The sequence below is a fragment of the bacterium genome, from assembly GCA_036382775.1.
Lineage (GTDB): Bacteria > Hydrothermota > Tepidihabitantia > SM23-42 > JAOAFX01 > DASVHD01.
On sequence record DASVHD010000019.1, the window covers coordinates 30,658 to 44,481 of the forward strand.

Here is a 13,824-nt window from a genome sequence, read left to right on the forward strand (position 1 = left end):
ATCCCTGTGTCTGTCATTCCGTGCTTGCCTGTCCTCTGACATGATCAGGGGGAGACGGAATCCAGATATTGCTGGTCCTGGATTCCCGCTCCCCGCTTTTGCGGGGACAAGTTTACCCCTGCGAAGGCAGGGGCGGGAATGACAGAGGAGGAGGTCATGGCTATTAATTTTCTATATCCTTGATTTTTATGTACGATTGAATATAATTTTTCATGGCTGTACTCCATTTCCTCGACCTGACTAAGAGCCATAAAGACAACCATTTAAAACTCTTTGAAAGACTGATAACCGCCGCCGACGGCATGAAGATCACGGCAAAAAATGAACCCTGCGCCATCAAAACCCATTTTGGCGAAGACGGAAATATAAACTTTCTACATCCCCTTTTTGTCAAGCGGCTGGTTTCTATGATCGGCAAATCCGGAGCCAGTCCTTTTCTCGCGGAAACGACCACGCTGTATTCAGGCCGGCGTTTCCATGCTGACACTCATATTGCACTAGCCCGTGAACATGGTTTTGATTTCGCGCCCGTTATCATAACTGACGGTCTTTATGGCGACGAGTATGACGACGTAAACGGCTCTAAGATCGCACGCGGATTCAAGCGGGTCGCCTCGATTATCGCGGCCAGTCATTTCAAAGGTCATATGCTGACCGGATTCGGAGGGGCGATAAAAAATATCGGGATGGGCTGCGCTTCCAAGGGTGGTAAACTCGACATGCATTCGCAGTCTAAACCGTACGTGGTTGCAGTTAAGTGCACGGGTTGTCTCAAGTGTCACGACTACTGCGCTTTCAAAGCGGTCAAAAAAACCGGCAAGACAGTTGAGATAGACAAAGCCATATGCACGGGCTGCTGCGGCTGCATGTCGGTCTGCCCCGAGCGCGCTATAAAATTTTCCTGGAGCGCAGGTGCTTCTGATGTCCAGAAAGGCATCGCGCGCTACACCGCCAATTTCATAAAGGGACGCAAAGTTTTTTACATCAACTTTCTGTTGAAAATATCGCCGGAATGCGACTGTTTTCACTCGAACGAACCACTGCTCTGCCCCGATATCGGTATTCTCGCAGGATTTGACCCGGTCGCCATTGACCAGGCTTCCTACGACATGACACGCACTGCGCTCGAAAAGATCCACCCGGACGTTGATCCTCAGGAACAGCTGCTCTTTGCCGAAAAACTCGGCGCGGGAGAAAGAAAATATGAAATTAAAACCATCTAAGTTAAACCTTAAGGACAGGATCAAAAGGCTGGAAAAGCTTATTGACGCATCATTGGCTCTTTCTTCGACCCTCAATATCGACGATCTGCTCAACCTTATCCTGCAGAAAGCCGAGGATGTCATGGAAGCGGAGGCGTCATCGGTCTTCAAGATCGACCCCGAGAAAAATGTCCTGTACTTCCTCACGGCCCGCGGCGTGAAGGGGAAAGAAGCCAAAAATATACAGATCCCCATGGGTAAAGGCATTGTCGGCTGGGTAGCCGAGCACGGAAAACCTCTTCTTGTCGCCGATGTCACGAAAGACAAGCGCTGGTTCAGCGTCGTCGACAAAAAAACGAAGTTCATCACTCGTTCCATTCTAGCTGTTCCCCTTTTCGTAAAGGGCAGGATCATCGGTGTCGCCGAAGTATTGAACAAACGCGGCAACCGCCAGTTCAACAAGGACGACCTGGAAATGTTCATGTCGCTGGGCAATCAGATCGCGATCGCGGTCGAAAACGCGTCGCTGTACAAGGAGCTCGATGAGCTGTTTCTTTCTTCGATCCGAGCGATCGTGGAAGCGGTCGATGCCAAGGACCCTTATACGCGCGGTCATTCTGCCCGCGTTGTCGAATTCTCTCTGCTGATCGGCAAACAGGCGCGCTTAAACAAAAAGAGAATGAAAGACCTGGAAGTCTCGGCCATATTGCACGACGTGGGCAAGATCGGTATCCCTGACCGGATCCTGGGAAAACCGGGGAAACTCACCTTTGATGAATTCGCCTACATGAAGAACCATCCGAAGTTCGGCGCTGAGATCATCGAACCGATCGCGGAGCTCAAACGGCTCTCCCCCAATATCCTGCATCATCATGAACGCTTTGACGGCAACGGTTATCCGGACGGATTGAAGGGCGATTCCATACCGCTCTATGCCCGGATCATAGCTATTGCCGACACTCTCGACGCCATGACCTCGGACCGGCCTTACCGCCAGCGCATGGAGAACAATGCGGCGATACTGGAGATCGAAAGGTGCGCCGGTTCGCAGTTCGACCCGCAGCTGGTAAAGATATTCATGAACGCTTATGGCAAAACAACTTAAAGGCACGCTGGTCATCGCCATCGCCGCACTGGCGCTGGTCAATGTCATCGCGCTGTACAAGCCGGTCTGGCAGCCGTTCGAAAAAAAGATCTATGACCTTAAATACCAAATAATGCTGCGCAGTGAACCTCAGGAAAGTATCGTGATAATTGATATCGATGAAGCCAGTCTGGCAAAACTCGGCCGGTATCAGAACTGGCCCCGGGCGTATTTCGCCGAGGTCATTGATTACCTTAAGCCGGCGGCAGCGGTCGGCATAGATATTTTCTTCGCGGAACCCGACACATTGCCCGTGATCGCGCGGCAATATTACCAGAAACCTGATTTTGATTCCATGACCGGCAGTGCGATCCGCAGCAGCGGCAATGTGACGCTTATCTCCACGCTCGAGCAGGAACCCGTTTTTGCCGGTTTGTGTTCGACCGGGCTGGGCGAGATAATCGCCGATAATGATGGCGTGGTTCGCCGTGGTTACTTCGCGCTCAACGGCAAAAAAACTTTTGCGGCGGTCCTTGCCGGCATCACAAAAGAGACCAAAGCTGGATCATTCCTCATAATTTACCACAGTCTGGGCTCCTTTCGTTTTATATCGTTCGTCGATGTGTATTTGAAACGTGTGCCGCAGGAATATTTTGCTGGCAAGACCATTCTTATCGGCGGTTCCGCACCCGGGCTTTTTGACTACCACGCAACGCCGTTCGCGCGGCACTTTCCTGGTATCGCGATCCAGGCCAATCTCGTTTTGAACATGCGAAGCGGCGACCGGATCCATGAGGTGCCGTATGGTTTTGTGCTGCTTTTCACGCTGGTCGCGGTTTTGATCATTGTCTTTCTCGTGATCCGCGCTAAATATTATCTTTATATCTCCGCCATCGTAGTTATCGTGCTGCTCACGATCATCCTGTCGCTGGTGCTGTTCACTTCAAAAATGGACGCAGGCGTAGTCAGGCTATTCTATACTTTCGTCGCTGCGGTGATCGGAGCGCTGATCTACAGGTACCAGGTCGAGGAAAAAGAAAAGAAAAAGATAAAATCGATCTTCGCCCGATATTACTCCAAGGAGCTGGTCGAGAAGGTCATCGCCAAACCGCCGAAACTGGGCGGCGAAAAGGTCGAATGCACGATACTGTTCGCGGATATCCGCAATTTCACGCCCTACGCCGAGAAATCGTCGCCGGAAGAGGTCGGCGCTAAACTGAACCGGTTCCTGACCGAAATGGTCATAATCGTTTTCAAATACCAGGGACGGATCGACAAATTCATCGGTGACTGCGTGATGGCGGTCTTTGGGTCTCCGGTCCAGGTAAAGAATTCAGCCTTCAACGCGTGCCAGGCAGCCCGTGAAATGGTCAAGCGGGCAAAAGAACTCGGATTCTCGATCGGTGCCGGCATAAACACCGGCGAAGTCATCAGCGGCAATTTCGGCTCGCCCATGCGCATGGAATACACTGTTATCGGCGACGCGGTCAACCTCGCGGCCCGGTTGGAAAGCCTGACCAAGGAATTCGGCGTTCAGATCATTGTCAGCGAGACTACTTCTGCGATGGCGAAAAAGAACGAAATGGTCGAACTTCCTTTCCGCGCCCTTGGTAAAGCACGGGTGAAGGGCAAGGCTGATGAGATATCCGTGTATGAATTGCAATAAGGAATGAAGTTAAGAGGTTATGAAGATGGGAGGCTATGATAAAATGGATGCCGGTAAAAAGATTAGACATTACAGAGAGCTTGACGTTTATAGACTGGCTTTTGATGCAGCTATGGCAATTTTTGATGCATCTAAAAAATTCCCCACAGGCGAAAAATTTTCACTATCAAGCCAAATTGTGCGTTCTTCCAGGTCGGTATGTTCAAATATTGCTGAAGCCTGGCGTAAACGCAAATACAAAGCGTTCTTTATAAATAAGTTAACAGACTCTATGTCAGAAGCTTCTGAAACTCAAACATGGCTTGAATTCTGCCATGCCTGCAAGTATATCGATGAAAACTTTTTTAAAAAACTGGATTCTACATATGAAGTCATCATCGCGAAGCTTAACACAATGGAGCGTAAAGCTGATACATTTTGCTTCTAGCGCAAATGTGTATAATAAAAGATATTTATTTGATGCGCTCAGTTCTTTTTTAAAGCTTCAAATCTTCATATCCTCCCCTCTTCTGTCTCTCCCCGCTCTTCAAATCTTCCGATCTTCTCATCTTCAATCTTTTTCCGCTCTTCATAACCTCTTAACTTCGTAACTTCAATCATTATGAAAAATGGCGGTAAAATCTCGATCATCGAAGGCGCGTTCGCGCAATTTCACATCACTCTTACCGGCGGTATGTTCCTCACGGCATTCGCCCTATATATCGGCGTCAATGCTTTTCAAATGGGTTTACTCGCCGCGATCCCTTCGATCATGGCAAGCGTGGGGTTTGTATCCGCGTATCTCGCCTATACGTTCGGCAAGCGAAAATTGCTATGCGTCTACACGTCAGGAATTGGCCGGGGTTTATTCATTGCTTTTATTGTCGCGCTAGCTTTTAACTTCAGAATATCGATACAATTATTCTTTCTGGTAATATTTTTATTTAACTTCTTTTTGTCCTTTTCAGGCAACCTTTGGACATCATGGATGAGCGATCTTATTCCCAGAGAAGCCAGAGGTAAATATTTCGGTATCCGCAACACGATCATAAGCGGAATAGGTATGATCGTTAATTATACAGGCGGGATACTCCTTGACCGCTTCACTCAGAATACAGCATTCTTGATGATATTTTCAGTTAGTGTCATGTGTTCCACGATCGCCGCGCTAATCCTTTCATCACAACCAGAACCTGTCTTTGAGAAAAAAGTGATCAAACTTGAAACAGTTTTTCTGACACCTCTGCGCGATAAAAATTTCGTTTCCCTTGTAACCTTTGTTTCTTTCTGGTATCTTTTTGCCGGTATTGCCGCGCCTTTCTGGGTCGTGCATATGATAAAATTCCTGAAGATGTCTTACTCCACGATCGCCATCTATTCGATCATTGCCGGTATATCCAGTCTCGGCTTTCAGTTATTATGGGGCAAAATGATCGACAAAACAAGATCCAAACCCGTACTGACGATCAATTTCATCGGTGTTATATTCCTGCCCTTAATCTGGCTTTTTGCCAGGCCAAATTTCACACTGCCGATCTGGATCGATGCCTTTTTCAGCGGCGGTTTCTGGAGCGGTATAAACCTTAGTTTGTTCAATATCCTGCTGAGCCTGACCGAGGACAAGGAAATCAAGGAATCTTATTTCGCTGTTTTCTCGACGATCACCGGCATCTGCGGATTCCTGTCTTCACTATTAGGCGGTCTGATCGCGCAGGTCTTGTCGAGATTTGAGTGGCAGTTCCTGGGCCAAACATTTATTAACTTCCATGTTCTGTTCCTGGGCACGACGCTGTTCAGGGCGATAAGTCTTGGCTTCCTCCGTCAGGTCCATGAAAAAGAAGCGTATCCCACGTTGTATACGCTGCAGATGATCGGCGACTACACGGTCCGCAGGTTGAACGAATATAAGGACCTGGTCCTCAACGCCCTCCGGTTCACCAAGTAAATCCTTTTCGTCATTGCGAGCGATCCTTGTGCGCAACATTACACCCTCTCCTTTTTCCTCCCCCCTCGAGGCAACGTGGAAAAAATAGATGAATTGCAATGAATGGTATCCCTGTGGGAGGGAGGGTAAGGGTGGGGGGGATAACTGGAGTCCCGAGGGGCGAGGGGCGGCAATCTCAGCCGTGTTTTTCCCTTTTCCGCGATTGCTTCGTTGCTTCGCTCCTCGCAATGACAGAAGTGGAAGTTTGATAGGATATCAATATATAAATACTATCTTTTCTGTAGCGATGCGGCTGCCCGCATCTGTCTCCAGCCGGCAATAATACACTCCCGCCGACGCTTTACGGCCAAAGGTATCATCACCATTCCATGAGATCGAATATTCGCCATTACCCGGTTCAAATTTAACCGCATACGTCTTCAAAAGCCTGCCTAAGACGTCGTAAATCTTGAGCTTTAATTTTTGCTGGACTGTCCCCATGATGATCGTGAACTGTACCGGCTTTCTTGCGCTGAACGGGTTGCTCGTGACCTGAAGGCGACATTTATCGTACGCAACAGCAGCCCTGTGATCTTCTTCAACCCCCACGAACGGATACAGCTTGCCCCAGATCCGTTCCACCCGGATCCCGCGATTGCCCAGGTTCGTTGTCTTGCTGGTATATGTGACCAGGGTCTGGTCGCCGTTGCCTCGGCACAAAGAAGGTTCGATCTGGTCATAGGCGTGCGAGGCGACCAAGTATGTGTTAAGCACATTTCCCGCAGAATTGACCTTGGCGCCGTACAGGTCATAAGTACCGTCGTCCGTATATTGTTCCCAGACAACCAGATAGTTAGTGCCGTCAAAACAAACCTGTGGTGAAGTGGCAACTTTGTCCAACGCGGAGATCATGATGCCCTGCGTATCCAGCACTATACCGGATTGCGTTACCCGGCTGCAATAGATGACGCTTGAATCAAGAGGCCATCCTCCACCGTCATTTCTCTCATCCTGCCATACGACAAGAAAGTTCGCTCCGTCGAAGGCAGCTACCGGTGCATACTGACCCCGTACTGCTTGCGATATAGGAACGCTTATCGAATCAAGCATGTTGCCTGCGGTATCAACACGTGCTCCGTAAATATCTTTATATCCATATCTCCAATCTTCCCAAACCACCATATACAATCCACCACCGAATGCGAGTTTTGGACAATGTAGTTCGCTGTAGTAACCGATGTTGAATCCCAATGTATCAATGACTGTTCCGTTCAACCCGATGCGCGCCCCATATATTTGACCGAATGCGGTTTGGCGAAAATCCTGCCATACTGCCATAAAATTTCTGCCGTCAAACGTCACTGCGGGGTCGGAACAGGTTACAGGTATGCCTCCCAGAGAAATTTGAAATCCCAGACTGTCTAAAACTTCACCGGTTGTGCGCACTCTCGCGCCGTAGACATCAGCATTCGTTATCCAACCACTCAGCAACCGGATTTCTTCAAGCCAGACAACCAGATATATACTATCACCGAAAGCGATGCAGGGTGAAATCGCACCGCCGCGATAATCCGTCAATCCTGCGGGCCTGAAATTACAGATTGGAATGGCATTTGTATCAATTATCGTGCCGGCGGAATTCACGCGAAGTCCATATAGACTTGAATAACTTGCAGACAGGGTGTCATAATGCTTGTCCTGCCAGCATACAAAATAGTTTGTACCGTCGAATCCTGAGGCTGACATCGTTTGTCGACCGGGGATCTTTACTCTTCCGGCATTAAATGGTAGACCGATAATATGCAGCGTGGAATCGATAATAGCCGCTCCAATAGAAAAAGATTCGATTTTACATTCACCTGATGCATCACTCCCGTGCCTTCGTTGCCAAACGAGTAATGATTTGCTATTTCCTTTAACGAAATGACTGTTATACTCGCTGAAAACTGCAGACGCGTTTACTATAATATCATTGGTGTCCAGGTCAACACCGTTTAGCGTTACCCTGGAACCAGCAAGGGCAAACAGTACAGAATTAGACGTCCAGCTATGCCAGGTAACCAGGTATTTGGTTTCATCATACATAACCTCCGGTGTAAAAGCAGAATATACTGACATCGGCACCGTAGTGTCTGACAAACATATTTCCGTTGTATCAATGACGATACCCGATTGCGTAATGCGTTTTCCGGCTATGTATTGAATCCAATTTTGAGGTTTGCACTGATAAACGACAAAAAAATTCGTTCCATCAAATGCGACTGCCGCATTGCGCTCCCTGACGTCTGATCCTACAGCAACCGGAATACCCGCCGTGTCAATAACAGCTCCTGAAGGAGAAACGCGGGCCGCAAAAATGTCACCAGTTTGTCCACTACCAAACCCCATATAATGCCAGACAACCAGGTATGCGGAATCGCCGTATGCCAATCTTGGTAAATCACCTCCTAGCCAAATGGGCGATATCCTGATCGATGGAACATCAAGCACCATTCCGGATGGGGATACCCTTGCACCCCGGATGCCACCTGAATATTGACCATAAGTGTTATTCCAAACCACGAGGTAATTCGTGCCGTCAAATGCGATTTCAGGGCAGGCAGGGCAGCCAATACTCCCTGAATCGATCGTAATGCTCGTGGTATCCAGCAAAGTTCCGCCGGTGCTTACCCGTGCGCCGGCAACGGCGTTGACCACAAATTCCTGATAGTCGCAATATGGAAGGTATTCCCTCCATACTACGAAATAATTTGTGCCGTCAAATGCGACAGCTGGATCCTGCGCCCAGCGATCCGTTTTGATCGCGATGCCGAAGGTGTCAAGGATAACCCAGCTTTCACTCACCCTCGTTCCATAGATCGCCGGGAACCCGTTTCGATAATCGGTCCAGACGATCATATAATTCGTGCCGTCGAATGCAGGATCCGGGCAGAACTTGTTGCCCACGCCGGGGAATGAAACGTAATTGGTGTCAATGATGAATTCGCCCTCACCAAAAAGCAGGGATAACGAACAAATACAGATCAACGAAACAAATAATTGCTTCATAATTCCTCCCTAAAAGACATATTTTCAAATCTTTATATATTAATATTATGCATAATCCATGCCTGTTCCAAGGCATTAATATATTGTATTTTCATCGTAAAACATACGCCGCCTGTCTCATATTACAGGACTGTATCAAAATAATACAATTTTATCCTACCTTGACAGGCACTGCTTTATAATTACACTATAATCCATGCTTTTTATTCTCTGCGGTCTCAGCGTTCCCTTCTCTTTCTCTGCGGCCTTTGCGGTCTTTTGTGTTCTCAGCGGTCTCCGCGTCAATGAAGATTGACATTGGCATCTACTACGGTCCCATCGATCTCCTCGTGTACCTGGTGCGGAAAAAGGAGGTTGATATCTTCGATATCCCCATCGCGCAGGTTGCCGAGGAATACCTGGATTACATACGCAAGATCGAACGCGATGACCTCGAGGATGCCGCGGATTTTCTTCTAATGGCGGCGATACTGATCCGGCTGAAGGTCAAATCCCTTCTCCCCCGCACGCCCGAAGACGAGGAGGCTAACAAGCCGATCACGTTGATGCAGATCATCGAGGAATTCAAGAAATACAGGGAGATCGCCAAGGCGTTCGGCGTGATGGAAGCCGAGCACAGCAAACAATTCCCCAGAATATCAAAGGACGAGCCGGTGACAGTTCTGGAAGAAGGCGACCTGGCAAGCCTGGTGCTGGCGTTCCGGCGGCTTAAGCCGCCCGAAGTGGAAAAGCTTTTTTTGAAAAGACAGGAAGTTCCGATCGAGACGATCATTACCGACATAAAGAACATCCTAAGTACCCGGGAGCGGATCAACTTCCTTGAATTCCTTAAAACTAAAGACGACATTCCGCTTGCCGTGGGATATTTTTTCGGAATGCTCGAGCTTGTGAAAGAAGGCATCGCCAAGGTCATGCAGGATACGACGTTCGGGGATATCTACCTGTACAATAATGCAAAATCCTGATTTCGAAATCCGAAATCCTAAACAATATCGAATGACCAAAATCTTTAATTCCCCCCCACCTCAATCCTCCCCCTCGAGGGGGGAGGGAAGGGGAGGGGGTGTGTTTGGGATTTAGAATTTAGAATTTGTTTATGTTTCATGCTGAGGATTCGACACGAAGCGGGATTTAGATATTAGTATTTAGGATTTACAATGCTTTTATTCTTAATTTTATCATATATCGCCCGCGAGGACTCAAACTGCCAGTATTTACTGGATAAACAACTCGCTCATTATTTCCCGGCATGGGAATGCTATTTTGATTCATCATACAACGGCATGCGGACTTCGCAGGGATGCCTGGACCTGCTGAATTGGTACATCGACCTTCAGACGCGTTATGAAGTTTTGCTGTCAAGAAGAATTGGTCTCAGATACCGCAATCACTACCGCGGCGATTATAACGATCACATTAACAATCACTATTTTGATCCTTTATTGAAACTTAACGAAAATTTTAAACTTATACTGTCAATTACCACACACTATTATAAGGGTGAAAATGAAATAGGAGTGGGATATCAATGGGGCAAGGATTACATGAATTTCATGGAAACGTTCATCAGTGTTGAAAATTTCGATCGGAATTTTTCATTGAAGGCCTCCCCTGAAGGACCGGATAAATTCACCTACTCGGGCCTTGCATACCCGATAAAACTCATCACCACGATAAACAAAACATGGACCCATGGCCGGCTGAATTTAGACTGTGATCTGAGCACAAAGTACAAGATGCATTCAACAATCTTGACAGAAGAAGGCTGGAACAGAAAAGCAAACCTGCGCGTGTGGCATGACATAAAACAATGGCAATTTGGCATAATCTCGAACCTTCAATTATCCGATATTGAGAAACATGTAAATGACTATGCTGAGACTACGTCCGTCTACGAATTAAGATCCTTTGAGATGATCAACGAACCCATGATCGCCTGGCAAATAAACGCGAAATGGAAACCCGTGGTATACTTCACTTACGATTTCAAAACAGTTGAAGAAGAATCACTTAGTGTAGACCAGTCTTATGAAAGAAACATTTTTGCCTACCTTGTTGACCTAGAGTTCTCACCGGGTGGAAGGTTTATCTGGCATCTGGGCACCCAACGCCAGTTCTATGAAAGTAATTGTACGGATTTAAGCATAGGCGAAACAAATCACCGTGAATTCAAAGAAAGACGGATAAATGTAGGGCTTGAATACCGCTATAACAATTTTTGGTTCTACCTTGTCGAAGCCATGGAGGGGGATTTTCCCACGGAAAAATATCTGCACAACCATACCTACCTGCAGATGATGCTGAAGTTCTAAGCTGTCATTGCGAGTGATCTTTGTACGAAGCAATCTCAGTTATTGTCATCCTGAGTCCGCCAAGCGGTATCGCGCACGAAGGATCTCAGATTCTTCATTTCGCTTCGCGAAACTCAGAATGACAGAAGAAAAGAAAAATTGCTTCGCGGTTTCTGTCACTCCTGCGTATGCAGGAGTCCAGTATTCAAGAAATCTGGATTCCGTGTCAAGCACGGAATGACAAATGAAAAGCCACTTCATAGTATTAAATATATCATAAAAACATATTGACATTGCGTGTGCATATTATATACTATGGAAACGCGGGAGTAGCTCAATGGTAGAGTCACAGCCTTCCAAGCTGTTTGTTGCGGGTTCGAATCCCGTCTCCCGCTGTGTCTCGCCTGCGGCGAGACAGCAGATAGCGTATGGCTGATGGTTTATAGTAAACAAAAATACTGAGCGCAAATGGTGTTTGTAGGGCAAGGCTTTAGCCTTGCGAAGAAATAATTGCAAACCTGAAGGTTTGCCCTACGTGTGAATAAAAAATTTATAATTGATAAAAACTAAAAAAATAAAACATGAAAGCGGTTATCCAGCGGGTTAATAAAGCGAGCGTGACGGTTGATGGCTCACGTATCGCTGAAATACAAAAAGGTCTGCTTGTGCTTTTGGGTGTCAGGAAAGGCGACACCGACGAAAAAACAAAGGAACTGGCAGACCGCTGCGCGAACTTAAGGATCTTCGAGGATGACAAAGGCAAGTTCAACCTTTCGCTAATTGATACTAAAGGCGAAGCGCTGGTTGTTTCCCAATTCACGCTTCTGGCCGATGTAGCAAAAGGCAGGAGGCCGTCATTTTCTGACGCCGAAGAACCCGAACATGCGAAAAAACTCTATGAATCCTTCATTACTTATCTGCGGGAACTAGGGATCCCGGCAAAAGGCGGCGTATTTGGCGCCCGGATGCTGGTTTCGCTCGATAACAATGGCCCCGTAACACTCATTTTGGAGGTGTAAATGGCATTCAGCATGACCGGTATCGGAAGGGCAAGTGGTGAGGTAAGTAAACCTTCAATCAAATTTGATGTCGAAATAAAATCTTATAACCACCGTTTTTTGGATATTTCATTGAAAGTACCAACATGTTTTTTACCGTACGAGAATGAAATAAGGAAAATGCTGCAGGGCGTGATAACTCGTGGGCATGTCATCGTTGTCATCCAGATGGACCGTGAACTATTGGGGACAAAATTTGAGATCGACAACACACTCTTGAGCGCGTATCTTTCACTGGCCAAGGAATTGAAAAAACGAAAGCAAGCCAAGGGAACCATCGATGCTAACACACTGCTCTCGGTCCCGGGGCTGATAAAGATGAGTCAAAGCCAGATCGATACTTATAAGATTTTCGAAAATCTCAAGCCGATCTTGAAAAAAGCTCTCGATGAACTGATGCTCATGAAAGAAAAAGAAGGCGGCAGTACTGTCAAGGATATAAAGAAGTCGCTCAAAATCATCGAAAAGCTGATCACCGATATCAAAGAAATGATACCGGTCCGCAACGAATTTTATAAAAACAGGCTGAGCGAGATTCAAAAAGATTTCAAAACGAATCTCGACAAGGACCGTTTCTACCAGGAACTGCTGTACGTTTCGGACCGGACTGACGTTACCGAAGAAAGCGAGCGGCTCCAGGGGCACCTTGCGATGTTCAATGAATCGCTTGTCAAAGATCCTCATCCTGGTCGAAGAATGAATTTTATACTGCAGGAGATGCAGCGCGAAGCAAACACCCTGAGCGTGAAAGCAAACTATCTCAAGATCAGCGAAGCGGTCGTGGTCGTCAAGGAAGAGATCGAAAAAATAAGGGAGCAGGTGCAAAACATTGAATAAACAAAAGACGCTGCCTTCCACGAGCCTGAAAGTTCTGCTCCAGCCTGGAGTAGGGCGTTTACGCCCGTTTCTTTGGTCTCCTGGAGTAGGGCGTTTACGCCCGTCGTCATAAAGAAGGATATTAATATTGAAAGTGCCGGGCAAACTCATCGTTCTTTCCGGGCCCTCCGGAGTGGGTAAAACGTCGTTATGCGAGCGCATCTTGAAAAACAATTCACGCATGCGATACTCGGTATCAGCTACTTCCCGGCCGCGGCGAAAAGGCGAGAGGAACGGACGCGAGTATATTTTCCTGACCGAGCGGACCTTTGAAAAATGGATCGCCCAGAATAAATTCATTGAACACGCACGGGTGCATGGCAACCTGTACGGCACGCCGCGGAAATTTCTGATCGACAGCCTGAACAAGGGCCGCGATGTGCTGATGGACGTTGACGTTCAGGGCGGGAAATCCTTGATGAAGGAATTCCCCGATGGGATAATGATATTCATATTGCCGCCGAACTATGCCGAACTCAGAAAACGCCTGATCAACCGAAGAACCGATCACCTCCACATCATCAAGAGCCGCTTGAGAAGAGCTCGGCAGGAACTGCGTTATAAAAAGGATTATGATTATACGGTCGTGAACCGCGATCTGAACCGGACCGTGCGGCAGATCATAAAAATAATCAATTCAGAAAAAATGAAGTCACAGTGCCCCTTATTACCTCCCCCTTGATGGGGGAGGACTAA

11 protein-coding genes and 1 tRNA gene are annotated in these 13,824 nt (G+C 47.4%); 11 read left to right on the forward strand and 1 reads right to left on the reverse strand.

From position 1 onward, the window contains the following. The first annotated feature begins 212 nt into the window (after positions 1-212). The 5 genes from VF399_03135 to VF399_03155 all read left to right on the forward strand — a co-directional run bounded on the left by VF399_03135 (position 213) and on the right by VF399_03155 (position 5,876). A complete protein-coding gene (locus VF399_03135) occupies positions 213-1,223 on the forward strand; it encodes a DUF362 domain-containing protein (protein HEX7319337.1) in 1,011 nt (336 codons plus the stop codon). Beyond that, positions 1,204-2,307 (forward strand): HD domain-containing phosphohydrolase, encoded by a 1,104-nt coding sequence (locus VF399_03140; protein HEX7319338.1) that lies wholly within the window; start codon positions 1,204-1,206, stop codon positions 2,305-2,307. Before VF399_03135 ends, VF399_03140 begins: the two co-directional genes overlap by 20 nt. Further along, entirely contained in the window at positions 2,291-3,952 is a 1,662-nt protein-coding gene (locus VF399_03145) for an adenylate/guanylate cyclase domain-containing protein (protein HEX7319339.1), read from the forward strand. Before VF399_03140 ends, VF399_03145 begins: the two co-directional genes overlap by 17 nt. A 43-nt stretch (positions 3,953-3,995) precedes the next feature. After that, on the forward strand, positions 3,996-4,379 hold the full coding sequence (locus VF399_03150) for a four helix bundle protein (GenBank protein ID HEX7319340.1): 384 nt from the start codon (positions 3,996-3,998) through the stop codon (positions 4,377-4,379). Between the two features lie 174 nt (positions 4,380-4,553). Continuing rightward, entirely contained in the window at positions 4,554-5,876 is a 1,323-nt protein-coding gene (locus VF399_03155) for an MFS transporter (GenBank protein HEX7319341.1), read from the forward strand. Between the two features lie 255 nt (positions 5,877-6,131). Here the strand turns inward: VF399_03155 and VF399_03160 are convergent, their stop codons facing one another. Beyond that, positions 6,132-8,903, reverse strand: a complete 2,772-nt coding sequence (locus VF399_03160) for a FlgD immunoglobulin-like domain containing protein (GenBank protein ID HEX7319342.1) — start codon at positions 8,901-8,903, stop codon at positions 6,132-6,134. 284 nt (positions 8,904-9,187) lie between these two features. Between VF399_03160 and VF399_03165 the strand changes: the two genes are divergently transcribed. From VF399_03165 to gmk, 6 genes are all read left to right on the forward strand, one after another. Continuing rightward, positions 9,188-9,868 (forward strand): segregation/condensation protein A, encoded by a 681-nt coding sequence (locus VF399_03165; GenBank protein ID HEX7319343.1) that lies wholly within the window; start codon positions 9,188-9,190, stop codon positions 9,866-9,868. A gap of 192 nt (positions 9,869-10,060) precedes the next feature. Beyond that, the gene (locus VF399_03170; protein ID HEX7319344.1) at positions 10,061-11,215 is read left to right on the forward strand and encodes a hypothetical protein; all 1,155 of its coding nucleotides are present in this window, start codon (positions 10,061-10,063) and stop codon (positions 11,213-11,215) included. A 302-nt stretch (positions 11,216-11,517) separates the two neighbouring features. Further along, positions 11,518-11,589: transfer RNA gene (locus VF399_03175), tRNA-Gly, on the forward strand. 186 nt (positions 11,590-11,775) lie between these two features. Beyond that, on the forward strand, positions 11,776-12,213 hold the full coding sequence (gene dtd / locus VF399_03180; protein ID HEX7319345.1) for a D-aminoacyl-tRNA deacylase: 438 nt from the start codon (positions 11,776-11,778) through the stop codon (positions 12,211-12,213). Continuing rightward, a complete protein-coding gene (locus VF399_03185; protein ID HEX7319346.1) occupies positions 12,214-13,089 on the forward strand; it encodes a YicC/YloC family endoribonuclease in 876 nt (291 codons plus the stop codon). Between the two features lie 133 nt (positions 13,090-13,222). Further along, positions 13,223-13,810, forward strand: a complete 588-nt coding sequence (gene gmk, locus VF399_03190; protein ID HEX7319347.1) for a guanylate kinase — start codon at positions 13,223-13,225, stop codon at positions 13,808-13,810. The last annotated feature ends 14 nt before the right edge of the window (positions 13,811-13,824 follow it).